The organism is Sphingomonas ginsenosidimutans, assembly GCF_002374835.1.
In the GTDB taxonomy this organism is placed as follows: Bacteria; Pseudomonadota; Alphaproteobacteria; order Sphingomonadales; family Sphingomonadaceae; genus Sphingomonas; species Sphingomonas ginsenosidimutans.
The window spans coordinates 1-23,468 of record NZ_NWVD01000007.1 but is presented as its reverse complement, the minus strand read 5'-3'; the positions used below and the strand labels follow the sequence as shown (position 1 = coordinate 23,468).

Below are 23,468 nucleotides of genomic sequence, written 5' to 3'. Positions count from 1 at the left end.
CGCGCGCTTCAGCCGACTCGCGCTTTCGCGAACGCGCGCACCGCCGGGCCGATGTCGGCGCGGTCCAGCGCCAGCGCCAGATTCGCCATGATGAACCCGGTCTTGTCGCCGCAGTCGAACCGCTCGCCGTTGAACGTGAAGCCGTGAAACGGCTGCTTGCCGATCAGCTTGGCCATCGCGTCGGTCAGCTGGATCTCGCCGCCCGCGCCGGTTTCCTTGGCGTCCAGGATCCGCATCACCTCGGGCTGCAGGATGTAGCGGCCCGGGATCATCAGGTTCGACGGGGCGCTGCCCTTCGCCGGCTTCTCGACCAGCGCCGCCACCTCGGTCAGCGCGCCGTCGCGCGCGCCGGGGGAGATGATGCCGTATTTGTCGGTATCCTCGGGCGCGACTTCCAGCGCACCGATCACATTGCCGCCGACCTCGTTATAGGCCGCGACCATTTGCGCCATGAAATTGGGGGTGCCGACCATCAGTTCGTCGGGCAGCAGCACCGCGAACGGTTCGTCGCCGACGATCTCGCGCGCGCACCACACCGCATGGCCCAGCCCCAGCGGCTCCTGCTGCCGGACATAGACGGGCGATCCGGGCTGCTGGCGGATATTCTCGATCACTGACAGGCTCTTGCCGCGCGCGCGCATCGTGGTTTCCAGTTCGAACGAAATGTCGAAATGGTCCTCCAGCGCGCCCTTGCCGCGCCCGGTGACGAAGATGATCTGCTCGATCCCCGCCTCCAGCGCCTCTTCGACCGCATATTGGATCAACGGCTTGTCGACGACGGTCAGCATTTCCTTCGGCATCGCCTTGGTGGCGGGCAGGAAGCGCGTGCCCAGCCCCGCGACGGGGAACACGGCCTTGCGGATCGGCTTGATCGTCATTCGTCCCTCCTGTGTGGCGGCGGCTCTGTACCCATAGTGATGATCGGCTGCAATTGCTTCCGCTGTGCACCGCAGCATGCTTCGCTTGCCGCGGCGCGGCAGCGGGGGTAGGAACCGCCGCCTCGCTCGTTCGTTGCGGCCACTCATCCATGTTCACCAAGTTCCTGCGCGCGCGCCGCGCCCCCCCACCCGCCGTGCCCGCCGTTGCGGATGGTACGCGCATCTACGCCATCGGCGACATCCACGGCTGCCTGACACAGCTCGACCAGCTGCTGGCGCTGATTGACGCGGACGACGCGGCCCGTGGCGCCGACGCGCAGACGCAACTGATCTTCCTGGGCGACCTGGTGGACCGCGGGCCGGATTCGGCGGGGGTCGTGTCGCGGCTGCTCGACCTGTCGCACGCCCGCCCGGGCACCCGCTTCCTGAAGGGCAATCACGAGGAGATCTTCCTGCGCGCGCTGGAAGGCGACGCGGAGGCGCTGCGGCTGTTCTGCCGGATCGGCGGGCGCGAGACGATCCTCAGCTACGGCCTCGACAGCGCGGAATATGACGGGCTCGACTACCCCGAACTGGCCGCGCGGATGGAAGGGATCGTCCCGGCCGCGCATCGCGATTTCCTGACCGCGTTCGAGGACATGGTCGTGTCGGGGGATTATGCCTTCGTCCACGCCGGCGTGCGCCCGGGGGTCCCGCTGGAACAGCAGCATGCGGCCGAGCTGCGCTGGATCCGCGGCAGCTTCCTCACCTATCGCAACGCGCATCCCAAGATGATCGTCCACGGCCACACCATTTCGGAGGAGGTCGATCGCCAGCCCAACCGCATCGGCGTCGATACCGGCGCCTATTCGACCGGGCGCCTGTCGGCGCTGGGGCTGGAGGAAACGGAAAGCTGGGTGCTGAACACCTGATCCACCATCGCGATCGGCGCGAGGCCGCGCGATCGTTACGGTTTCATGTCAGCGATACTGTACGAAAGTGCCGCCGAAACAGCCGATTTTCGCGGCGTCGGGGCATCGGGGACTATTGATCTTTAATACTTTTGACGTAAGAGGAGACTCGAACGCAAAGGGAGTTTCACATGCGTCTTGCGAAGTACATGCTCGCCGCCGCCGCCGCCACGATGGCGGTTGCTCCGGCGATGGCCGCTCCGGCCAACCCCGCCGCCAGCCTGTCGGTCGCCAAGTCGGCGCGTGCGTCGACCTCGTCGGCCAAGAAGAATGACGTCGCCGGTGGCGGTGTGATCGTCGCGATCCTGGCGGCTGCTGCCGTTGTCGCCGGCATCGTCGTCGTCGCCGACGAAGACTCGCAGGCGGATAGCAACTAAGAGTCGCGCCGTTCCTCCGGGACGAAGGAATAGCGGCCCCCGGGCCGCTATTTTTTTGTCCGTGCGCGGCGGTGCGGTCAGCAACGCTCCGTTTCGTGCGCGACGACCGGCCCGAGCGGCCGCAGGGCGGCCCGATCATCCGGAGCGGAAAATGCCTCCACGACAAATGCACCTGGCCGCTGCGCTGGTCCTCGCCCTGTCGAGCATCACCCCAACGGCGCATGCCCAACCCGCCGGCGGCCCGCCGCCGTCCGCCGGATCGGTCGTGAACGCCGGCGCTGATCCGCTGACAGTGCGGATCCACGTCGAAGATGTCGAACGTTTCGCAACATGTTGTCCGCCACGAACGCACGACCCAGCGCGGCCGACGTTCAACGCGGCTATCTGGACCACGCCTCTTATGGCGTGTCGGTCTTCACACCCGGCCGGATCGGGGATGCAGCCCGACTTGCCGACAAGATCCGCGCTGACCCGGATCTCTATCGTCGAGCGGTCAGCGATTGCCTTCCGCGTGTAAAGGCTGCGACCGCCGATCTCCGGGCGATCTACCTGGCCTTGCGCGGATTGCTTCCGGACCGGCCGCTGCCGCACATCTATGTCGTGATCGGTGCCGGCAATTCGGGCGGTACGGCCGGCCCCGGCGCGCAGGTGATCGGGCTTGAGGTGCTGTGCCGGGAAAACCCCTCCCCCGCGGGGTTCAGAACGGCGCTCCGCCGTTTCTTCGCACATGAAACCGTCCACACGTTCCAGCAGAATATTTCAGTCATCGAGGCGTCGCCTCTGCTGGGCGAAGCCCTTGTCGAGGGGGCGGCGGACTTCATCGCAGCGCTTGTGACAGGAGAGATACCCGAGCCAGAACGGGCGCGATGGGCCTTGCCGCGTGAAAAAATCCTGTGGGCGCAGTTCGTGAAAGACATGCCCGCCAGCCTTCCGACCGCTCGGGACGATCCGCCGGCTGAGGCGGTCGAGGCGGTCAACAGATGGCTGCACAATTACGGATCGGCACCACCGGGGTGGCCCGGTGAAGTCGGCTATTGGGTCGGGATGCGGATCTGGACGGCATATTATGCGAACGCCAGCGACAAGCATCGTGCCATTGCGGACATGCTGACGTGGCATGATCCCGAACTGATCCTGCGCAAGAGCGGGTATCGACCGGCAATCCCCGAATAATCGCGAGAAGCGCCCGGTGCCTGTCGCGACCGGACAAGCGCCCGCCGCGCGCCACCGGGGTCCTGGCGATGTGGCGCGGTCCCGATCCTCCACCGATCGCGTCGCTGCCGGATCATCGCGAACGATCGACGGCCCCGCCGTGGCGGCGCGGCAAGGGACCTGCGGCCCGCGACCCACCCGGACCTTGTCGCGCAGCCCTCGACATTGCAGGCCCCGATCGCGAAAGGGGCGCCGCCGAATCCATCGGCAGCGCCCCTTGTCTCAACACCCGCACCGAAATGCGGTCGGCTCAATTCCCGGCGGGCGGCGCCCCCGCACCCGGCGCACCCGGCGCGCCGCGCGGCGGCATGCCGCCCATCATCTGCTGCTGCATCTGCAACTGGCGCAGCGTCGCCTCGGGGATGAAGTCCTGCAGTTCGACGTCGAACACCAGCGTCGAATTGGCCGGGATCGGGCCGTTCGCCTTCGCGCCGTAGCCCAGGTTCGGCGGGATCCAGAAGCGGTACTTGGCGCCCTTGTGCATCAGCTTCAGCCCTTCGGAGAAGCCCGGCACCGCGCCCGCGACCGGCAGCGGCGTGGGCTGCTGCGACTTGTCGAAGGTGGTGCCGTCCATCAACTTGCCTTCGTAGTTGATGAGCGCGACGTCGGCGTCGGTCGGCTTGGCGCCGGTCACGTCACCGGGCACGACCACCTTGTACCGCAGGCCCGACGGGGTGCTGACGATCCCGGTGTCACCGGCGCGCGCCAGCGCGACCCCGGCGATCGCCGCCAGCACCAGCCCCACGACCAGCCACAACACATAGGCCCGCTTCACGGGCTGGAGCGGAACGGCGGTCACGGTCGACATGGTGCGGCAAACCCCGGTTGGCGCGGCCGGGATCGGCCGCCGGTCGGCAATGGGAAGGGCTCGTCACCGGCCGCCGTCAACGCGGCGGCCGGCGCGGCGCGGGTCTTACCGTGCGCCGTCGCGCTCGGCGCGCTTGCGCTCCAGCTTGCGGGCGCGACGCACCGCAGCCGCACGCTCGCGGGCGCGCTTTTCCGACGGCTTCTCGTAATGACGGCGCAGCTTCATTTCGCGATACACGCCCTCGCGCTGCAGCTTCTTCTTGAGCGCGCGAAGGGCCTGGTCGACGTTATTGTCGCGAACGATGATCTGCATAAAACCGTCACACTCCGGGTAAAACGAGTAAAGCGGCGGCGGGCATGGCCCGCGCCGAACGAACCGCCTCTAACAGCAACCCGCCCGCATCGCAACCCACACGTCAGCCGATCAGCTTGGGCGCGGGGATCGCGCGGCGGTGGCGCAGCGCGGGCACGCGCGCCCGCACCTCGTCCACGCGCGCGGGATCGATCGTGGCATAGCCGATCCCGGGCGCTTCGCCCATGTCCAGCACCACCTCGCCCCACGGATCGACCACCAGCGAATGGCCGAAGGTGGCGCGCCCGTCCGCATGCACCCCGGTCTGCGCCGCCGCGACGACATAGGCGCCGGCCTCGATCGCCCGCGCGCGCAACAGGACGTGCCAGTGCGCCGCCCCGGTCGGCCGCGTGAACGACGACGGCACCGACAGCACCCGCGCGCCGGCATCGCTCAGCGCGCGGTACAGGTCGGGGAAGCGCATGTCGTAACAGATCGACAGCCCCATCGCGCCCACCGGCGTGGTGACCAGCACCGGGCGGTCGCCCCCGGCATAAGCCGCCGATTCGCGCCAGCTTTCGCCGGTCGGCAGGTCGACGTCGAACAGGTGCATCTTGTCATAGCGGGCGCGGATATGCCCCTGCGCGTCGATCACGAAGCCGCGGTTGGCCATGCGCGGATCGTTGCGGCGCAGCGCCAGCGATCCCAGGTGCACCCACACCCCCGCCTCGGCCGCCGCCTCGCGCACCGCCCGCAGCACGCGGTCCTCGTCCTCCTTGACCAGATGCGCCGCGGCGCGCGCGCGGTCGCGGTCCAGCAACCCGGACATCTCCGGCGTGAACACCATCGCCGCGCCGTTGCCCGCGGCCTCGCGGATCGCGGCGACCAGTTCGGCGGCATTGGCGTCGGGGTCGATGCCGGTGGTGGTCTGGACGACGGCGATCTTCGTTACGTGCACTCTACTCTCACCCTTCCCGACGTCGCATGGGGTTGCGCCGGTCCGCCCGCGCTCGCATGACGCGGGCCATGACCTCGACCCCGCTCGTCCTCTACAACAGCCTGACGCGCCGTTTGGAGCCGTTCCGCCCGCTCGATCCCGCCAATGTCCGCGTCTATTCGTGCGGCCCGACCGTCTATCATTACGCGCATATCGGCAATCTGCGCGCCTATGTCTTCACCGATACGCTGTCGCGCGTGCTGACGTGGAAGGGATGGCCGCTGACGCATGTCGTCAACATCACCGACGTCGGCCATCTGACGTCGGATGCCGATGCGGGCGACGACAAGATGGAGGCCGCGGCGCGGCGCAGCGGGCAGGATATCTGGGCGATCGCCCGGCATTATACCGATGCCTTCACGCGCAACCTCGACGACCTGAACATCCGCCGCCCGACGCACATGCCGCTGGCGACCGATCATGTCGCGGAGATGATCCAATGGGGCGTCGCGATCGCCGAGCGGCATTGCTACCTGTTGCCCGACGGCCTGTATTTCGACACCAGCACCGTCCCCGACTACGGCCGGCTGGCGGGCGCGGCGGACGATGCCGCCCATGCGCGGATCGATGCGGTGGCGGGCAAGCGCCAGCCGCAGGATTTCGCGATCTGGCGTACCACCCCGCCGGGCGAGACGCGGCAGATGGAGTGGGATTCGCCCTGGGGTCGCGGCGCGCCGGGCTGGCACCTGGAATGCTCGGTGATGAGCCGCAAATATCTGGGCGCGGCGTTCGACATCCACACCGGCGGGATCGACCATCGCGAAATCCACCACCCCAATGAAATCGCGCAGAACCAGGCGTATTGCGAATGTGAAGACACGGGCGCAACCTTCTGGATGCACAACAATTTCCTCGTCGATCGTACCGGCAAGATGAGCAAGTCGTCGGGCGAGTTCCTGACGCTGCAACGCTTGGTCGACCGCGGTTTCCACCCGCTCGCCTACCGGCTGATGTGCCTGCAGGCGCAGTATCGCAGCGAGCTGGAATTCTCCTGGGACAATCTCGCCGCCGCGCAGGTGCGGCTGAAGCGGCTGGTCCACGCCGTCACCGCGCTGAAGGCGCGGGCCGAGGCGCCGACCGGCAAGGATATCTCGGCCTATCGCGCCGAGCTGGACGCCGCCGTGTCGGACGATCTGGCGACGCCGCGCGCGCTGCCGGTGCTCGACGCGCTGCTGGCCGACAAGAAACTGGCCCCCGCCGACCGGCTGGTCGCGCTGGCCGATTTCGACGCGGTACTGGGCCTCGACCTCGCGACGCTCTCGCGTGAGGCGCTGCGGGTCCGTCCCGCCGATGCGACGATCGACGAGGATACGATCGCGGCGCGGCTCGCCGACCGGCGCGAGGCGCGCGCGGCGAAGGACTTCGCCCGGTCCGACGCGATCCGCGACGAACTGGCCGCCACGGGGGTGGAGGTGATGGACGGCGATCCGCTCGGCTGGGACTGGAAGATAACGATCTTAACGGTTTAAAGGCACAGGCTCGCACCGGCACTCAGCAACCGGGCGACACGATGAGGAGAGCAGGCATGGCAGCACGGATCACGCCCAGCACGACGGCACCGCGCCGGTGAAGGCCGTCCTCCCCGCGCTCGCCCGCCCGCTGCTGGAACCGGCGCTGCCCGCCGACCTCGACGTCGCGTGGTTCCGCACCCCGGACGATGCCGCCGCGATGATCGCCGACGCGGATATCGCGTGGATCGACATGTCGCCGGTGACGCATATCGCCGCCGCGATCCGCGGCGCCGGGCCGCAGCTCAAATGGGTGTCGACGCTCTACGCCGGACTGGACGCCTTCCCGCTCGACGACCTGCGGCGGCGCGGCGCGATCGTCACCAACGGCGCGGGGATCAACGCGATCGCGGTCGCCGAATATGCGGTCATGGGCGTGCTGGTCGGCGCCAAACGGTTCGACACGGTGCTGCGCGCGCACGACCGGCACGAATGGCTCGCCGACGCCCCCGGCAAGATCGAGCTGTTCGAATCCCGCGCGCTGATCGTCGGCTATGGCGCGATCGGGCGGCTGATCGGCGAACGGCTAGCGGCGTTCGGGGTGGCGGTGACCGGCGTCACCCGCTCCGCGCGCGACGGCACGATCGCCCCCGATGCGTGGCGTGCGCGGCTGGGCGAGTTCGACTGGGTGATCCTCGCCGCCCCCTCGACCGACGCGACCAGGGCGATGATCGGCGCGGACGAACTGGCCGCGATGAAGCGCAGCGCCTGGCTCATCAACATCGCGCGCGGCGACATGATCGACGACGCCGCGCTGATCGCCGCACTGACCGACGGCACGATCGCGGGCGCCTTCCTCGATCCGACCACGCCCGAGCCGCTGCCCGCCGACCATCCGTTGTGGGATGCGCCCAACGCGATCATCACCATGCACCTGTCGGGGCGCGCCCAGACGAAGATGTTCCAGCGCACCGCCGCGCTGTTCCTGCGCAACCTCACCGCCTTCCGCGCCGGGGCCGCCATGGAGAATGTCGCCGATCTCGATGCCGGCTATTGACGGCCGGCATCCATGACGGCCCCCGACGGCGGCACGATCCACCGCGCGTCGACCACGAATCATCCGCTTTTCATCGTTCCGGGCATGTGCGGCGCGCGCGTCGATTGAAACGATGAAATCACGCTGCCATAGCAACGCGATACGGGCCGACCGAGTGGGAGTAGATGGTGGAACTGCGACTGGTCATCGCTTACGCGATTTTGGCGGTGCTGGTGGTGGCGACCGCGGTGGGCCTAGCGCTGTTGCAGCGCCGCCGCGCGGCCCGGCGCCTGCGGATGCGCGGGATCAAGCTCGACCAGCGCCGCTAGGGTCGGGACCCCATTGGCGGCAATGATCGTGATGGAGCCGGAAAAGGCGCAGCGTCGGTTTGTATTGACTGCCGGCACGTCGCTCCGCTTGTTCATCGTCGCCGACGTCAATGGACCACCGCCAGCGCGCTGATCCAGCTGACCATGAACTGGGCGCAGAAGTCGGTGTCGCCGACGCGCGCGACGATCATCTACGCCAGCGAGCCGGTATGGGGCGGCGTCGTCGGCCGGACGGCGGGCGATCGCTTGCTGGGGCTGGCGCTGCTCGGTGCCGCATTGATTGTCGCCGGCGTGGTGGTCAGCGAACGCAGGCCGCGCCGCTCGAACGTGCAGAAACGTTGATCCCCGGCGGCCATCCGACCGCCATCCCCCGCATCTCCGCACGAACCGACCTTCTTCTTCCCCGCTTCCCCGCGTAAACCATATGGTCCGCACCACCAGCATCGGAGCCACCGACCGCCATGGATCTTCGCCTCGCCCGCCGTACCGCGATCGTCTGCGCCTCCAGCCACGGACTGGGCCGCGCCTGCGCCACGTCGCTGACTGCCGCGGGGTGCGATCTCGTGCTCAACGGCCGCGACGCGGCCGCGCTCGCCGCCGCCGCGGCCGATCTGCGCGCCGCCGGGGCCGGGGTGGAAACCGTCGCGGGCGATATCGCCGACGACGGCGTGCAGCGCGCGCTGGTCGATGCCGCAGGCGGCGCGCCCGACATCCTCGTCAACAACAACGCCGGCCCGCCGCTGCGCGATTTCCGGCAGCTGGATGCGGAAGCGATCCATGCCGGGCTCGACGCCAACATGGTGGTGCCGATCCGCATGGTGCAGAAGGTGATCGACGGCATGATCGAGCGCCGTTTCGGCCGGATCGTCTGCATCACCTCCGGCTCGGTGAAATCGCCGGTCGCCGGGCTGGACCTGTCGAGCGGCGCGCGGATCGGGCTGACCGGCTTCCTAGCCGGGGTGGCGCGGCAGGCGGCGGGCGCGAACGTCACCATCAACTTCCTGTTGCCCGGCCTGTTCGCGACCCGCCGGCTGGAGGGGGTGCACGCCTTCACCGCCAAGGCGCAGGGGATCAGCGCGGAGGAGGCCGAACGACGCGCCCGCGCGCGTATCCCCGCTGGGCGCTTCGGCGATCCGGCCGAGTTCGGCGACGCCTGCGCCTTCCTGTGCTCGGCGCAGGCCGGGTTCATTACCGGGCAAAGCCTGCTGATCGATGGCGGGGCGTATCCGGGGGTTCTATAAACCGGAACTTGTTTGCGCGGCGCGCACGATTCGTTCATGGCGGCGCCCGCATTGGTAAGGAAGATGACGTATGGCCACGAATTGGGCCCCCGACAGCTGGACCGCGGCAGAGGCCCGCCAGCTCCCCGACTATCCCGACGCCGCCGCACTGGCGCATGCGACGCAGCGGCTGTCGTCCTATCCGCCGCTGGTCTTCGCGGGGGAGGCACGCAACCTGACCACTGATCTGGCGCGCGTGGCGGAGGGGCAGGCGTTCCTGCTCCAGGGCGGCGACTGCGCGGAAAGCTTTGCCGAATTCCACCCCAACAACATCCGCGACACGTTCCGCGTCATCCTCCAGATGGCGGTCGTGCTCACCTATGCCTCGAAGCTGCCGGTGGTGAAGGTCGGCCGCATGGCGGGCCAGTTCGCCAAGCCGCGCTCGGCTCCGACCGAGACGATCGACGGCGTGGAACTGCCCAGCTACCGCGGCGACAATGTCAACGATATCGGTTTCACCGCCGAATCGCGGCTGCCGGACCCGGAACGGATGCTGCGCGGCTATTCGCAGTCGGCCGCCACGCTCAACCTGCTGCGCGCCTTCGCGCAGGGCGGCTATGCGAACCTCCACCAGGTCCATCGCTGGACGCACGATTATATGGGCCGCAGCCCGTGGGCCGCGAAATATGCCGAGACCGCCGATCGCATCGGCGAGGCGCTGGATTTCATGGCGGCGTGCGGGATCAACCCCGATACCGTGCCGCAGCTGTCGCAGACCACCTTCTACACCAGCCACGAAGCGCTGCTGCTGCCGTTCGAACAGGCGATGACGCGGCAGGATTCGCTGACCGGCGACTGGTACGATACGTCGGCGCACTTCCTGTGGATCGGCGATCGCACCCGCTTCGACGGGTCGGCGCATGTCGAATTCCTGCGCGGCATCGGCAACCCGATCGGCATCAAGTGTGGCCCCTCGCTGGAGCCGGACGCGCTGCTCAGGATGCTCGACACGCTCAATCCGGGGCGCGTGCCGGGCCGGATGACGCTCATCACCCGCTACGGCTATGACAAGATCGAGGCGCATCTGCCGCGGCTGGTGCGCGCGGTGACCCGCGAAGGGCATCCGGTGATCTGGTCGTGCGATCCGATGCACGGCAATACGGTGAAGGCGGCGACCGGGTACAAGACCCGCCCGTTCGATCGCATCCTGGCGGAGGTGCGCGGCTTCTTCGCGGTGCACCGTGCGGAGGGGACCCATGCCGGCGGCATTCATGCCGAAATGACCGGGCAGAACGTCACCGAATGCACCGGCGGCGCGATCGACGTCACCGAACAGAGCCTGGCGGATCGCTACCACACCCATTGCGATCCGCGGCTCAACGCCGGGCAGAGCCTCGAACTGGCGTTCCTGCTCGCCGAAATGCTCAATGCGGAGATGGCGGAGCGCCGGAAGGCCGCCTGAACGGCTTTGATCGCGCGATAAGGGGGCACGGATCACGTCCGCACCGCGGCCGTTTTCGTGCCCCTCCTCGTGCGCACCGCGCGCTTTTGCCGCCCTATCGACGTCCGGGGCGCTTCCCACCCCCGCAAACCGCTTGACGCCCCCCGCCCCACCCCCTAACAGCGCGCCTCCACACCGCACACGGCCCCTTCGTCTAGCGGTCTAGGACGTCGCCCTCTCACGGCGAAAACACGGGTTCGAGTCCCGTAGGGGTCACCAACGGCGCTGCCATTGGCAGAAATCCAAGATTTACGGCGTCTTCACCGCCCGCTGGTACAGCGAGACGCGAATGGTGCAGATCGCCACCCCCCCTGGAAACACAAGAGCGGCATATACTATCTCCGGCGACAGATTCCGGAACCGCTCCGGCCCGAGATGGGCGGACGACCATTCTACAAGGAATCTCTCGGTAAGCGGGACCGCGCCGAAGCCGCGCGGCTCTTCGTTGCGGCGAACGCGCGACTTCAGGTCGAAATGGACGAGGCCGAGAAGCGGCTTCTCGCCGCTCGGACCATCGACGAGATTTCGGCCGAGCGTGCGACGGACATCGTGAACCGCTTCCTGGCGACCTACCGTCCCAATAATCTGTTCTACCCCTTCTACGCGCTCGAACTGACGTTCTGGGCCGAGGGGACGTGCGTTCGCCTGCATGGCTTCGATGCCGGGCGCCTGACGCCGGCCCCCTTGGAAAATCCGGACGACCTCTCCTGCAAGCGGGGGAAGCTGCTGGTGGGGACCAGTGGCTCGACTTCGTGCGCGATCGCCCGCGGTCGGTATGGATCAAGGCATGCGACGAGATCCTCATGCCTCTCTTCAAGTTCGCGACGCCGCCGGTCAGACGGATCCCTGAGACGCCTGGAACGCCAGGGTGCTCGAGGACAGCTGACGCTTCCACGACGCCGTGAACAATCCGCCGGTCGTCGAATCCCGATCGCGCCTGGAAACGGACCTCCGCTTCGACGAGCTCGTCGAGCGCTGGGCCGTCGACCGCTCGCCAAGGCCGCAGTCGGTTCACGACACCAAGGTGGCCGTGAAGGACCTGATCGCCTTCTTCGGCGACGTCGCCGTCGCCACGTTCACCAAGGACATGCTGCTCGACTACCGCGATGCGGCCCGCGTGATGCCGATCGACATGCCGCGCGCGGATCGGGCGCTTCCGTTCCCCGATCGCTTCGCCAAATACAAGGGCAACACCTGAAACCGGATCGGCGCGACCCCCGTCAAGAAACGGATCGGCGCGATCCAGGCGCTCCTCGCCTATGCAAGCAAGGAGGGCTGGATCGTAAGCAACGTCGGAGCCGGGGTGTCCGTGGAAGGTGCCGGGAGAGCCAAGACGCCCCGGCGTTCCTTCCAGAGCGAGGAAGTGACGACGTTATTCGGGAGCGACATCTTCCTCCAGCCGAAGCTGTTACTCCATCGGAAGACCAAGGTCAGCGACCTCACCCTCTACTGGCTGTTCCTGATCGGCGTGACCTCGGGCGCGCGCCTCGAGGAGATCGGACAGGCCCATGTCGCCGACATCAGGCGTCGCGACGGCGTTCTGCACATCGACATCGACGTCTACGTCGCGAACGACGGCACAAGTGATCAGATTCAGGGAAAATCGATCAAGAACGACGACTCGCGGCGTCTCGTGCCCATCCACGACCGTGTCATGGAGATCGGCTTCGAGCGATACGTCTACGGGCTTCGGAACGCCGGGCTGCCGCTGCTCTTCCCGGATCTGGCGCCGAACGGCTTCTTCGAGCGATACGTCTACGGGCTTCGGAACGCCGGGCTGCCGCTGCTCTTCCCGGATCTGGCGCCGAACGGCTTCAGCAAGGTGACGCAGGAAGCCAGCCGACGCGCCAATCGGCTCATCGACGCCGTCGTGACCGACGATCCCCGCCTCGTGTTCCACTCGTTTCGGCACACCTTCAAGGACGTCGGCCGCGAGGCCGATATACAGGAGCGCATCCTCGACCAACTATGCGGTCATTCCCCGACCAGCGTCGGGGGCGCGTACGGCAGCGGCGTCGGACTGCCGTCGCTGAAGCGCAACCTCGACAAGCTCGCGTTCGATGCTGTCGACTGGAACGCTATCGTCACGGCAGCCGCGTTCATCGACTGGGATGACGTGATCGGCAAGCTCAAGGCGAGGGTCACTGACTCCTGAGGAGTGGAAAGCCGCCATTCCTATCCGTTTCTGGATGGCTCCCCGCCTCAGTGCGAACTTTATCGGTTCTTCGCGCTCGACCCCTTTTTTGTTAGGTCTACAAAAAAACTCCGTCTATACATTTACAAGAGCGTGCGGATGGCCCGTTATTCAATATTTTGCTAGAGATATACCGGCTATTTATAAAATATATCGCCGGTACGTTCTCGTCTGCCCAAGTATTAAGCAGGTAGCTATTATCTTGGAACGCTATCATAGCTTTTGCAGGCAGGCGACCAGTGCGTCGATCGCGGCAGGCGTGGTGGTCGTCACGTTGAAACGCATGAACGGTCGGCCAATCTTTGGCATCAGGAAATGAGATCCTGGCGCAGTTAGATAACCCTTAGTTAGCATCCGTTTGGCGACTTGGCGTGAATCATTGCCCTCCCCGAGATCAGCCCACAGAAAGGTGCCCCCGGTGGCCGTCGGATGTGCTGGCTTGACCGGCGTCGAAGACAGCAAATGGCGCAGCGTAACGCCGCGGCTCAGCAACTGGGATCGGACCCGTTCGCAACGCCGCCGATATATTCCGTCGTGAAGGAAACGATAGAGAACACGCTCGGGGATCAGCATGTTTCCAAGGCCTTGAACGGGCCGGAATAACCGCAACAACGGCATGAAGCGTTCACCCGCAACGATATAGCCGACGCCCATCTCCGGCGCGAGGATTTGGGAGAAGCCGCCGATGTGGATCACATGCTCCAACTGATCCAGCAGGATCAAAGGCACCGCGGGGCGACCACCGGTCGCTGGCGCCAAATCGGCGTAACTGGCGTCGTCGACCAGCGCCATATCAAACTCGGCCGCAATCTCGAGCAGCTTTCGAGCCTTGTGCAAAGAGATGCTGGTGCCTGTCGGGTTCTGAAGCAGCGATGACAGCAGAAACATTTTCGGGCGGTGGCGCTCGCACATCAGGCGCAGCACTTCCAAGTTCGGGCCGTCCGCCTCACGCGGGATGCGGTAGATCTCCGCTCCTTGTGCCAGCAATGCCGCTACATGGGCAAAGGACGACGGATCCTCTATGAAGACCGACGTACGGTACCGCACGAACGAGCGAATAAACAGGGTCAAACCAGCGATGCAGCCCGGCACCGTCATGATCGAGTTGATCGGTGCGTCGACGCCGTCCATCCGCAGCTTGTTCTGCAACTCTTCGCGCAGCGGTAGATAGCCCGCCGGGTCGCTATATCGGCCCAGCCGCTTGCCTAAGGTCGCTGCCCCTTTGAGCACACGGGCAAGCTCGTCAATCGAAGCATCATCGTGATGCAGCACGCCGCTTCCAGGCACACGATCGCGCGGCAGATCAGAATGAATCAGCTGGAAGGCTTCGAGGTCGACAGTCGGCGGCGTTCTGTCGCGAGCGGGAGGTAGCGCCGTGACGGCGACGTAAAAGCCAGCCCCGCGCCGCGGATGGATGTTTCCAACGGCCACCAGCTTGTCATACGCGCGCTGTACAGTGTCGCGGCTAACGCCATGCTCGGCCGCCATGCCCCGTATCGAGGGCAAACGTTGGCCAGGCGTGAGACGGCCATCGACCATCGCGTCACTGACGGCCTGGACGATGCGCTGCACTTTGTTGCCTTCAGCCCCTGACTGGTCTGCTTCCATCACTAAAGTGTCCTAGTCAAACAGTTGGGACAGGCCGGTCATTTTTCGCTGTTTTGTCTGCAAGCCACCATCACAGCAATCGCTAATGTCACATGATGACAAAGAACTTCCCATTTGTTGCGCTGTCGATGATAGCGATGTGCGGAACCGTCACGGCCGAGGGCTCTGCGCGAAAGAATGTACGGCTTTCAGATCGGCGGATGACGATCCAGAGCCCGCAAGCGGTGATCATGCCGCCCGTCATCAGCGACCCCGTCACGCGCTTCACCCTGCCCAACGGGCTGAAGGTCATCGTACAGACCAGCAAGCGCGTTCCGCTCATCACCGCAACCGTTGTCTATGATGTCGGATCGAAGGACGAAAGAACGGGCCAATATGGCTATGCGCATCTGTACGAGCACCTCCTGCTCGATGGCAGCGCGCATTGGAACCAGAACGCGTTCGTCTCTCTGCAGGATCTTGGGGCAACGAACGCCAACGCCAGTACGAATCAGGATACCACGACGCTGTTCGAAACGTTCCCGCGCGCCGCGCTGGAGCGGGTCCTGTTCCTCGAAGCGGATCGGATGGGCTATGTCGGCGATGCGCTGACGTCCGAGCGGATCAAGCGCGAGGTGGGGGTCGTGCTGAACGAGAAGCGCCTGCGCGGCAGCCGCCCCGATGGCACCGATGAAGCGACCACCCTGGCGGACATGTATCCTGCGGATCACCCCTACCACCACAGCGTAATCGGCGAGGATGCCGACCTGGAGGCGGTCACTGTAGATGTCGCTCGCCAATGGTTCGACACGCATTACGGGCCTTCCAATGCGACGCTGATTTTGGCGGGCGATGTCTCTGCGGACGAGGCGAAGCGGCTGGTCGAGAAGTATTTCGGCGGATTGGCACCCCGACAGCCGCTCGACCGGCTGCTGACGCGCACGGCGCCGATGACCGGGCCGGTACGGCGCGAGATTTTCCGGTCGGTCCCGCTGGGGCGCATCTACGCCACCTATATCGCACTGCCCCAGGGTTCGCCGTCGATCGCCGCGCTGGACCTGACCGCGCACATCATGGCGGCGGGGGCGCGCTCGCGGCTCAACCGGCGTCTGATCGAGGAACTTGGCATTGCCCGTTCCGCCTTCGTCACCTTCAACGAAGGACAGCTATCGAGCCGGATGGGCTTCGTCGTCGACGGAATCCCGGCCGACCAGATTTCGCGCGCCGAGGCGGAAATCGATGCCCTCATCGCCCGCTACGTCGCCGAAGGTCCGACACCCGACGAGCTGGAACGTGCGCGGGCGGCCCGCACGCAATATATGTTCGGGTTGCAGGACAGCACGTCGGGCAAGGCGTTCCTGCAAGCTCGGGCGGTGAACCAGACGAGCGATACCGACTATGCCACAACCTATTTGCGTGAGCTGCGCACGGCAACGCCGGAAAGTGTCCGACATCAGGTCGAGGCAGTCTATGGCCGCCCCGGTTACCGGCTAATCGTCCGCCCGAAGCCGACGGCGCAGGCGACGCCGGGGGGCTATGACCTGACCCAGGGGCCGCCGCCGATGGGCCAGATGACGCCGATCGTGTTTCCCGCGGTGGAGCGCGCGCGCCTGTTGAACGGGTTGAAGGTGGTGCTGGTCCCCCGGCCTGGCGCGATGACCGACAGTGTGTTGCTCCGCCTCGACGATGCGGGTCTCGCCGGTTCCTCGCGGGTGGTTGCGCCGATCGCGCTCGACCTGCTGGCCGGAAACGGCACCACCCCGGATCAGCGCTCCCGCGCCGAACGCGCCGAGACGCTGAACGGGTGGATCAACAAGACCACCGACCTCGACCATGCCGACCTGAGCGTCGGGTGGGATGCGAAACGACTGGCGGACGGGCTCGCTTTCCTGGGCGATGTGCTGACCCGGCCCGGCATCACACCGGAGACGATCGGAGCGCTGAAAAAAGCGCGCGTCGAGCAACTCGCCGCCGGGCGATCGAGCAATTCCGCGCTCGCCGATAGGGTGCTGTTCAACGCCATATACGGCACCGGTCATCCCTATGCCCCCGCGCCGGATTTTTCGACGGACATCCAGGCGACGGAGGCGATCGATCCCGCTTCCTTGCGCGAATGGTATCGCGGTCATGTACGGCCCGATCGCGCGACACTGTACATCGCGGCGGATACCAGCATGGCAGTCCTGAAGCCGCTGCTGGAAAAGGCGCTGGCCGGATGGAGCGCCCAGGGTCCGGCCGCCCCCGCCCCGACCATACCGCCCGCGCATGGCAGCGCGACACCGTCCCTGACGGTGATCGACAAGCCGGGGGCGGCTCAGACCTTCATCATGGCGGGCAAGGTCATCCCGGCCGCCACGCCGGGTAGCGCAGAGGCGACCGCAGCCTGGACCGTCAACGAGGTCTATGGTGGCAATTCGACCGCCCGGATCGGCAGCAACCTGCGTGCCGACAAGGGCTGGACCTATGGCATCGGCTCGGGCCTGTACGACGCGCGGGGGGGGCGTCGCTGGATCCTCGCGGGCTCGGTTAGCCGAGAGCACAGCGGGGAGTCGGTCGCGGAACTGATCAAGGAAATGCGCGACCTTAACGGCGATCGTCCGCCCGAGCAGCGCGAGCTGACCCGTATCGCGACCAGCGTGGCCAACCAGAGTGCGGTCAAGCTGGAGGGGAATGCTAACCTGCTGCAGGCCATGGCGGACGCCGAAGCCGACGGGCTGCCGCACGACGATGTCGTGCGCGAGCCGATCCGGCTTCAGTCGCTGACGCTGGGGCAGCTGCGGGGCGCCACCGGAGCGCTGTCTGATCCGGAGACGGTCCATTGGGTGCTGGTCGGCGACTGGCAGCGCATCCGCGACCAATTCGCGAATCTCAAGCTTGGCACGCCCGTGGTGATCCCCACGGCGCGCTGAAGGGGGCCGCGCGGACTGCCCGGCAAGGCAGGCGCGCATTGTTATCCATCAATGACATGGGGGGAATTGAATATGGGTACACGTCATTATGCGGCCGCCAGTCTGTTGGCGCTGGTGGCCGCCACCGCACCGGGTGTCGCGTCGGCGCAGGACCGCGTGGTATCGCAACCCGCCTTGCCGCTGAGCGAGGCGCTGCAGCGGATCGCGGCGGAATGGGGCAAGCCGCTGAACATCGATCCCGACGCGGTGCGCGGGATCACCGCCAGGCCCGTCGTCAATGCCCGGTCGGAGCGTGACGCCGTCGCCCAGGCGACGCGCGGCCTGCCCGTCGCGGTCGAGGTCAGCGATACGGGAGCGATCTCCATCCTGAACGACGTCATCGTTACCGCGCAGCCCAACGAAGCAGAGAATAGCGTACTCGTTCGCGGCGCGACCAGTTCGTCGCGGACAGGCCAGTCGCTGCGCGAACAGCCGCGCAACACGCAGGTCATCTCGTCCAAGCTGCTCGAACGCCAGCAGGCGCAGACGATCGCGGAGGCGCTAGCCAACGCCGGCGGCGTCGTCGTCAACACCGCCACAGTGCAGGGCGGCGTCAGCTATTCGGTGCGAGGCTTCGACTCCAACGGCGCGGTCAACGGCCTGCCTTCGGTTTCCAGCTCCAGCTTCGCGGCGGGTACGACTCAGTCGCTGGTCAATATCGAGCGGATCGAGGTGCTGAAGGGCCCCGACGCGATCCTGCTGGGCGGCGACAATCTGGGCGGCACGATCAACATCGTCACCAAGAAGCCGAACGCCAACGAACGGCTCTATGCGTCGATGGATACCGGATCGTTCGGCCTGGTCCGGGGAACCATCGACGCCAATCGGGCCCTGACCGACGACAATCGCCTGAGCGCGCGCATCATCGCCACGGCGGCGACCGCCGACCGCAATTTCGGCGGCTATCGCGGCAACGAGGATTATCTGTTCGCGCCCTCGCTGCGGTACAAGAACGCGACGACCGATATCATCGTCTCGGCCGTGGCCGGCACGCAATATTTCGGCATGGTGCCCTATACCGTGTTGAACAAGGCTACTAAGACGCCTTACGACGTCGCCTGGGACCGGCCGCTGGTGGGTGGCAAGGGGCAGTTCGTCCGCAACGGCACGACGCAGATCAATGCCGAGGTGACGCAGAAGCTGACCGACTGGCTGACCGTCGTGCTGCGTGGCCAGCATCAGAACGCGACGTTCGCACTGTCGCAATATTCCCCGTTCGCCGTCCTGAACAACAGCGGCCTGCTGCTCGTATCGCGCAGCGGGGTGCGCCAGACGTCGACCACCGACGCGGTGGACGGCTTTGCCCGGATCGCCTTCGACACCGGTCCCGTGAGCCACAAGATCGTCGTCGGCGCGACCAATGTGAAAAGCGATACCGACGCGATCTATGCCGCCAATGGGGGCATGTTCCCGTACAACTTCCTCACCCCCAGCGGGACGCTGCCGCCGCTCGCATCCATCTATAGCGAACGCTCGACGGTGATCGGCAAGCAGCGTGGCTATTACGGCCAGTATTTGGTCGGCTTCGGCCCGATCCACTTGATGGCTGCGGTCCGGCGCAACGTCACCGACTTCACCTCGATCGTCGCACGCTTCGGGGCAAGCTCGACCCATGCAGCGACGACCGTGCCCAATTTCGGTGCGGTGGTCGACATCACCGACAAGCTATCGGTGTTCGGCACCGTGGCCTATGGCTATACGCCGACCTTCTCGCTCAACGCGGCGGGCAATAAGCTGCCCGACATCCGCAGCCGCAATGCCGAAACCGGCGTGAAGTGGGATTTGTTCGACAAGCGTGTCCTGATCAACGCATCCTATTTCAGCATCCGTCAGAGCAATCTCCTCGACCGCGACCCGGCCAATCCGCGCTTCTCAATCGCGCTGCCCGGACAGCTGGGCGAAGGCGTCGACCTGAACATCAGCGGCACGCCGGTGACCGCCCTGACCGTGTCCGCCGCATTTACGCGCACCGACTACAAGTTCCTGCAGCCGACACCGACGATCGGCAACACGCTCAACGGCCAGCCGCGCGACGTGTACAACTTCTATGCCTCCTATGAGCGCAAGATCGGCGACGATATGCGTGCGGGTCTGGGGGGCGGGGTCGCGGGCCGGTCTAGTTCTGCGATCGACCGCCTGAACACCTATCGGATCGCCGGTGCGGCACTCGCCAATCTCAACGGGTTCCTGTCGATCGGCGACCTCGACATCAATATCGGCGTCCGCAATCTGTTCGACCGCAAATCCTATGCGCCGACCCGGTTCGACAGCTATATTCCGCTTGGCGAGCCGCGCAGCTGGCGGTTGACCGTCGGTTATCGCTTCTTCTGATCGAGGACAGCCGCCAATGATGCCGCAACCCTCCCAAAGCGGGGAGGTCCGTCGCGAGACGGGCCTCGCCCCACCCCAGGACGCCACCGCCCGCTGGGCGGACGCATGGCGGCTGGTCAGCGGTTATTGGCGGTCGTCCGACTGGAAGTTCGCTTGGTTCGCGCTGATTACTTTATTCTTTTTCCAGTTCGGCACCGCGTTCATCATGCTGCGCGCGAATCGCTGGCAGCAGCATTTCTTCGATGCGATTGAACAGCGCGACCAGGCGCAGATGGTGCCGCTGGTAATCGTGTTCCTGGGGATCATGGCGATGCAGATCGCCATGATCTTGGTCGAGAATCTGATCGACGGCCTGCTGTCGATCCGTTGGCGCACCTTTTTGACGCGCGACTATCTCGACCGCTGGATGAGCCGCAACCGCTATGCCGAGATCGAGCGGTTGCGGATCATCGACAATCCCGACCAGCGTATCGCCGACGATCTCAACGCGATCACCGCCGCATTGGGCATGACGATCGGCGCGCTGCATATCGTCATGCGGCTGGTCGGGTCGGTCGTGACCGGCGTCACCTTCGCGATGATCCTTCTGGAAACCGCGCCGCCGATCCGTTTCTCGCTGGGCGGAACCGCGATTTTCATTCCGGGCAGTACAGTCTGGTACGCCTTTACCTATGCGATCATCGGATCCTGGCTGACCGCCAGGATCGGCCAGCCCTTCGTCCGCGCGATGATGCGCCAGCAGCACCGCGAGGCGGATTTCCGCGCCGGACTGATCCACGTGCGGCGCAATGCGGCGCAGATCGGCCTCGCCGGTGCGGTCCCGACCGAGCGCGAGGCCCTGCGCCAGGCGTTCGACGCGGTGCGAACCAATTTCCGCTCGGTCATCTACACCTCGCTGGGTATCACGGCGGCGGGTAGCGTCTATGACCGGTTGGGCACTGTGCTGCCGCTGTTTATCATGGTGCCCGGCTATTTCGCAGGAAGCATGACCTTCGGCCAATTGATGGCGGGCCGCGACGCATTCGGGCAGTTGGGAATGCAGCTCGGCTATTTCGTGAAGAGCTATCAGTTGATCGGTCAGCAGGTCAGCTACTTCAACCGTATGAAGGGGCTGGACGACGCACTGGACGATGTGCAGCCCGCCGGAATTACCGTGGGCGCGGGCACCGCTCCGGGTGTCGTCCTCGCGACGCAGAGCCTGACACTCTACCATGCGCATGGCGAGGCGCTCGCGATCGTCGGCGACTGGACCGTGCGCAAGGGAGAACGCTGGGCGGTGCGGGGTGCCTCGGGCACCGGCAAGTCCACGCTCGTGCGCGCGCTGGCGGGGCTGTGGCCCGACGGGCAGGGCAGCGTTGCGCTAGCACATGACAGCCGGGCAATGTTTGTGCCGCAGCGGCTTTACCTGCCGCAGGGTACGCTCAAGGCGGCGGTCTGCTTCCCCGATCGGCCGGAAAAGCATTCCGATGCCGAAATCGTTGCATTGCTGGAACAGGTGCGCCTCGGCTATCTAGCCACGGAGATGCACGCGCTGCGCCTGTGGCAGGAGGAATTGTCCCCCGGCGAGCAGCAGCGGATCGCCCTCGCCCGTGTCCTCCTGCACCGCCCCACTCTGCTGGTGCTCGACGAGGCAACGAGCGCGCTCGACGCGGGCAATGCCCGCCACTTCTATGACAGCGTCCGCACGGGGCTGCCCGACGCCACAATCATCAGCGTGGTGCATGACGAGACGCTGCTGGCGCACCACAGCCATATGCTGACCTTCGCGGATGGCGGCACGATCGCCACCGCCGTCGACCGGACCAAGACCGGCGACTGAGATCGCCACGACGAGACGGCAGAGAGGATTTTGAAGATCATGACGGGCAAGGTTATCGACGTCGCGGGCTGGGACGTCGCCGCGGTCATCGCAGAGCAGCGCGGTTTAATCCTTTTCGATCTCTGGTCGCCGACATGCGCACCATGCCGGGCGCTGGCCCCGATCCTCGACGATCTGGCCGCTGATTTCGTCGACGAGTTGCGGATATGCAAGGTCAACGTCGCGGTGGATGAGGCGATCGCCAAGCCGTTCGCGGCGCGGACGCTGCCTACCCTGGCGCTGTATCGCGACGGCGTGGAGATCGACCGGGTGGTCGGCCTGAAGTCACGCGGGCATTTGACCGCTTGGCTAGAAAGCCATCTATGACTGGCGCCTTCGGGGGCAATCCGGCCATCAAGGCGGCACTGCTCACCCGACTAGAAAACCATATCGCCAATGGCACGCTTCGCTTCGGCGGCACCGTCTGGGACGGCTCTGGGGGGAGCGCACTGGGTGTGTCGACCGAAGGGGGGGATAGCGCCGACTATGCAAGCCGGTTCGGCTACCCGCTCCCGATGGCTGGCTTGCTCGATCCGCTGACCGCTTATGCTGGGTCTGATAGTGGCGGCGATGCCGCGTTGCGCTGGGTAGAGTGTGTCGAGGTGGGCGCCGACCTGTCGCGGGTGCCGCAGAGGATTGTCGACCATTTCCTGACTGATATGGGGGTTGAGCGCCTCGCGGCATCGTCCTACGCCGACGTACGAGCGCTGCACCGCGCGGAAGCATCAGGCGTTGTCATGCATCGCAGTGAGTGGACCGCAATACGTCGCCGCATTGAGGCGGCCGTGGAAACAACGTTACCGCACAGCCATGAGCGTGCCGCCCTGAACGCGTGCGCCACCGCGTGCTGGCCACTGCAAACGAGCAGCTCGATCTTGTCGACGCTGATCGCGGCTTGGCTCCAAGGGGTCAATCGTGAAGCCGATCCGGCGTTCGGAGAACTCAAGACTAAGCGCGCCATGGCCACGCTTGACGAAATTTACCAACAAACTCAGCCGATGCGCGAAAAAGGGGAGGCGGTCGACATTCCAGCCCTGTTCCGCATGCGCGATCCGATCCTCGCGGCAGGATTCGAGGCATCGCTGGAACGCGCGAATGCCCGCTACCTTGATCGTGCACAGTCCGTTCCTGGCATTGTGCTCGCCCATCTCGCCACTGCCTAGGGTCAGGACTCGTTGATCACAGCCAGAAGATGGCGGTGGCTGCGAGGGCGATGGCGGAGAAGAAGGCGGTTGGGCAGCGGTCGTAGCGTGTGGCTGTGGATCGGCGTGGAAAAAGGACCCCGGTAGCGGGGTGATCGGCGTCGAAAAGGGACCCCTCATCCCGGTGGTCTAGGCTGTTCGCTTGGCGGTGTGTCAGGCGGCGAGAGCGGGATGCTGGTATTGGAGACGGTGTTGAGGATCCGGCGCGAGCACGCGTCGGGGAAGGCCATCAAGGCGATAGCGCGGGACCTGCACCTGTCGCGCAAGGTGGTGCGCAAGGCGATCCGGGCACCGGAGGCGG

The 23,468-nt window shown here is 65.9% G+C and carries 22 protein-coding genes, 1 tRNA gene and 2 pseudogenes; 18 read left to right on the top strand and 7 right to left on the bottom strand.

Going from position 1 to position 23,468, the window contains the following annotated elements:
* Positions 1-8: 8 nt before the first annotated feature.
* The gene (galU, locus tag COA17_RS13900; RefSeq protein WP_096613253.1) at positions 9-878 is read right to left on the bottom strand and encodes a UTP--glucose-1-phosphate uridylyltransferase GalU; all 870 of its coding nucleotides are present in this window, start codon (positions 876-878) and stop codon (positions 9-11) included.
* Positions 879-1,027: 149 nt separating this feature from the next.
* Here galU and COA17_RS13895 point away from each other — a divergent pair, with 149 nt between their 5' ends.
* The 3 genes from COA17_RS13895 (at position 1,028) to COA17_RS13885 (ending at position 3,378) form a co-directional block, all read left to right on the top strand.
* Positions 1,028-1,789 (top strand): metallophosphoesterase family protein, encoded by a 762-nt coding sequence (locus COA17_RS13895; RefSeq protein ID WP_096613251.1) that lies wholly within the window; start codon positions 1,028-1,030, stop codon positions 1,787-1,789.
* 170 nt (positions 1,790-1,959) lie between these two features.
* On the top strand, positions 1,960-2,205 hold the full coding sequence (locus COA17_RS13890) for a hypothetical protein (RefSeq protein WP_066489883.1): 246 nt from the start codon (positions 1,960-1,962) through the stop codon (positions 2,203-2,205).
* A gap of 330 nt (positions 2,206-2,535) precedes the next feature.
* Positions 2,536-3,378: a gliding motility protein GldB-related protein gene (locus tag COA17_RS13885; protein WP_245857816.1), complete on the top strand. Its 843-nt coding sequence runs from the start codon at positions 2,536-2,538 to the stop codon at positions 3,376-3,378.
* A gap of 289 nt (positions 3,379-3,667) precedes the next feature.
* On the opposite strand, the gene COA17_RS13880 is transcribed toward COA17_RS13885, so the two are convergent.
* From COA17_RS13880 to COA17_RS13870, 3 genes are all read right to left on the bottom strand, one after another.
* The gene (locus COA17_RS13880) at positions 3,668-4,225 is read right to left on the bottom strand and encodes an FKBP-type peptidyl-prolyl cis-trans isomerase (protein WP_096613249.1); all 558 of its coding nucleotides are present in this window, start codon (positions 4,223-4,225) and stop codon (positions 3,668-3,670) included.
* 105 nt (positions 4,226-4,330) lie between these two features.
* Complete coding sequence (gene rpsU, locus COA17_RS13875) at positions 4,331-4,537, bottom strand: 30S ribosomal protein S21 (protein ID WP_007404630.1); 207 nt, start codon at positions 4,535-4,537, stop codon at positions 4,331-4,333.
* Between the two features lie 103 nt (positions 4,538-4,640).
* On the bottom strand, positions 4,641-5,474 hold the full coding sequence (locus COA17_RS13870) for a carbon-nitrogen hydrolase family protein (RefSeq protein WP_066489891.1): 834 nt from the start codon (positions 5,472-5,474) through the stop codon (positions 4,641-4,643).
* A gap of 68 nt (positions 5,475-5,542) precedes the next feature.
* Between COA17_RS13870 and cysS the strand changes: the two genes are divergently transcribed.
* The 10 genes and pseudogenes from cysS (at position 5,543) to COA17_RS13825 (ending at position 13,202) form a co-directional block, all read left to right on the top strand.
* A complete protein-coding gene (gene cysS / locus COA17_RS13865; RefSeq protein WP_096613247.1) occupies positions 5,543-6,982 on the top strand; it encodes a cysteine--tRNA ligase in 1,440 nt (479 codons plus the stop codon).
* A gap of 97 nt (positions 6,983-7,079) precedes the next feature.
* A complete protein-coding gene (locus COA17_RS13860; protein ID WP_066489895.1) occupies positions 7,080-8,018 on the top strand; it encodes a D-2-hydroxyacid dehydrogenase in 939 nt (312 codons plus the stop codon).
* Positions 8,019-8,185: 167 nt separating this feature from the next.
* The gene (locus COA17_RS19445; RefSeq protein ID WP_176484923.1) at positions 8,186-8,326 is read left to right on the top strand and encodes a hypothetical protein; all 141 of its coding nucleotides are present in this window, start codon (positions 8,186-8,188) and stop codon (positions 8,324-8,326) included.
* A gap of 12 nt (positions 8,327-8,338) precedes the next feature.
* Positions 8,339-8,668 carry an EamA family transporter gene (locus tag COA17_RS20125; protein WP_342746887.1) on the top strand — a complete coding sequence of 110 codons (330 nt, stop codon included), beginning with the start codon at positions 8,339-8,341 and terminating at the stop codon, positions 8,666-8,668.
* A gap of 119 nt (positions 8,669-8,787) precedes the next feature.
* Positions 8,788-9,567, top strand: coding sequence for an SDR family oxidoreductase (locus COA17_RS13850; protein ID WP_096613245.1), 780 nt, complete (start codon positions 8,788-8,790; stop codon positions 9,565-9,567).
* Positions 9,568-9,637: 70 nt separating this feature from the next.
* On the top strand, positions 9,638-11,008 hold the full coding sequence (locus COA17_RS13845; RefSeq protein ID WP_096613243.1) for a class II 3-deoxy-7-phosphoheptulonate synthase: 1,371 nt from the start codon (positions 9,638-9,640) through the stop codon (positions 11,006-11,008).
* A gap of 182 nt (positions 11,009-11,190) precedes the next feature.
* Positions 11,191-11,266 (top strand) — tRNA-Glu (locus COA17_RS13840).
* 156 nt (positions 11,267-11,422) lie between these two features.
* Positions 11,423-11,473, top strand: a pseudogene (locus tag COA17_RS20155) (hypothetical protein); the annotation flags it as partial.
* A 475-nt stretch (positions 11,474-11,948) separates the two neighbouring features.
* Complete coding sequence (locus COA17_RS13830) at positions 11,949-12,245, top strand: hypothetical protein (RefSeq protein ID WP_096613239.1); 297 nt, start codon at positions 11,949-11,951, stop codon at positions 12,243-12,245.
* Positions 12,246-12,410: 165 nt separating this feature from the next.
* Positions 12,411-13,202 carry a site-specific integrase gene (locus COA17_RS13825; RefSeq protein ID WP_176484922.1) on the top strand — a complete coding sequence of 264 codons (792 nt, stop codon included), beginning with the start codon at positions 12,411-12,413 and terminating at the stop codon, positions 13,200-13,202.
* Positions 13,203-13,454: 252 nt separating this feature from the next.
* Here COA17_RS13825 and COA17_RS13820 read toward each other — a convergent pair whose 3' ends face one another.
* Together COA17_RS13820 and COA17_RS19440 are read right to left on the bottom strand one after the other, a co-directional pair.
* On the bottom strand, positions 13,455-14,849 hold the full coding sequence (locus tag COA17_RS13820) for an aminotransferase-like domain-containing protein (protein ID WP_096613235.1): 1,395 nt from the start codon (positions 14,847-14,849) through the stop codon (positions 13,455-13,457).
* 88 nt (positions 14,850-14,937) lie between these two features.
* The gene (locus COA17_RS19440; RefSeq protein WP_176484921.1) at positions 14,938-15,093 is read right to left on the bottom strand and encodes a hypothetical protein; all 156 of its coding nucleotides are present in this window, start codon (positions 15,091-15,093) and stop codon (positions 14,938-14,940) included.
* Here COA17_RS19440 and COA17_RS13815 point away from each other — a divergent pair.
* The 5 genes from COA17_RS13815 (at position 15,080) to COA17_RS13795 (ending at position 23,128) form a co-directional block, all read left to right on the top strand.
* Positions 15,080-17,737, top strand: a complete 2,658-nt coding sequence (locus tag COA17_RS13815; RefSeq protein WP_176484920.1) for a M16 family metallopeptidase — start codon at positions 15,080-15,082, stop codon at positions 17,735-17,737. The genes COA17_RS19440 and COA17_RS13815 overlap by 14 nt on opposite strands.
* A gap of 72 nt (positions 17,738-17,809) precedes the next feature.
* Entirely contained in the window at positions 17,810-20,107 is a 2,298-nt protein-coding gene (locus COA17_RS13810; RefSeq protein WP_176484919.1) for a TonB-dependent siderophore receptor, read from the top strand.
* Between the two features lie 16 nt (positions 20,108-20,123).
* A complete protein-coding gene (locus COA17_RS13805) occupies positions 20,124-21,926 on the top strand; it encodes an ABC transporter ATP-binding protein/permease (protein WP_245857814.1) in 1,803 nt (600 codons plus the stop codon).
* Positions 21,927-21,965: 39 nt separating this feature from the next.
* The gene (locus COA17_RS13800) at positions 21,966-22,292 is read left to right on the top strand and encodes a thioredoxin family protein (protein WP_245857832.1); all 327 of its coding nucleotides are present in this window, start codon (positions 21,966-21,968) and stop codon (positions 22,290-22,292) included.
* Entirely contained in the window at positions 22,289-23,128 is an 840-nt protein-coding gene (locus COA17_RS13795; protein WP_096613227.1) for a hypothetical protein, read from the top strand. Before COA17_RS13800 ends, COA17_RS13795 begins: the two co-directional genes overlap by 4 nt.
* Positions 23,129-23,144: 16 nt before the next feature.
* Here the strand turns inward: COA17_RS13795 and COA17_RS20150 are convergent.
* Positions 23,145-23,231, bottom strand: a pseudogene (locus COA17_RS20150) (IS5 family transposase); the annotation flags it as partial.
* Positions 23,232-23,468: the final 237 nt, after the last annotated feature.

Coding starts and splice junctions, on each gene's coding strand:
- galU (WP_096613253.1), bottom strand. CDS start 878: ATGACGATCAAGCCGATCCGCAAGGCCGTGTTCCCCGTCGCGGGGCTG.
- COA17_RS13895 (WP_096613251.1), top strand. CDS start 1,028: ATGTTCACCAAGTTCCTGCGCGCGCGCCGCGCCCCCCCACCCGCCGTG.
- COA17_RS13890 (WP_066489883.1), top strand. CDS start 1,960: ATGCGTCTTGCGAAGTACATGCTCGCCGCCGCCGCCGCCACGATGGCG.
- COA17_RS13885 (WP_245857816.1), top strand. CDS start 2,536: ATGTTGTCCGCCACGAACGCACGACCCAGCGCGGCCGACGTTCAACGC.
- COA17_RS13880 (WP_096613249.1), bottom strand. CDS start 4,225: ATGTCGACCGTGACCGCCGTTCCGCTCCAGCCCGTGAAGCGGGCCTAT.
- rpsU (WP_007404630.1), bottom strand. CDS start 4,537: ATGCAGATCATCGTTCGCGACAATAACGTCGACCAGGCCCTTCGCGCG.
- cysS (WP_096613247.1), top strand. CDS start 5,543: ATGACCTCGACCCCGCTCGTCCTCTACAACAGCCTGACGCGCCGTTTG.
- COA17_RS13850 (WP_096613245.1), top strand. CDS start 8,788: ATGGATCTTCGCCTCGCCCGCCGTACCGCGATCGTCTGCGCCTCCAGC.
- COA17_RS13845 (WP_096613243.1), top strand. CDS start 9,638: ATGGCCACGAATTGGGCCCCCGACAGCTGGACCGCGGCAGAGGCCCGC.
- COA17_RS13820 (WP_096613235.1), bottom strand. CDS start 14,849: ATGGAAGCAGACCAGTCAGGGGCTGAAGGCAACAAAGTGCAGCGCATC.
- COA17_RS13815 (WP_176484920.1), top strand. CDS start 15,080: ATGCCGCCCGTCATCAGCGACCCCGTCACGCGCTTCACCCTGCCCAAC.
- COA17_RS19440 (WP_176484921.1), bottom strand. CDS start 15,093: ATGACGGGCGGCATGATCACCGCTTGCGGGCTCTGGATCGTCATCCGC.
- COA17_RS13810 (WP_176484919.1), top strand. CDS start 17,810: ATGGGTACACGTCATTATGCGGCCGCCAGTCTGTTGGCGCTGGTGGCC.
- COA17_RS13805 (WP_245857814.1), top strand. CDS start 20,124: ATGATGCCGCAACCCTCCCAAAGCGGGGAGGTCCGTCGCGAGACGGGC.
- COA17_RS13800 (WP_245857832.1), top strand. CDS start 21,966: ATGACGGGCAAGGTTATCGACGTCGCGGGCTGGGACGTCGCCGCGGTC.
- COA17_RS13795 (WP_096613227.1), top strand. CDS start 22,289: ATGACTGGCGCCTTCGGGGGCAATCCGGCCATCAAGGCGGCACTGCTC.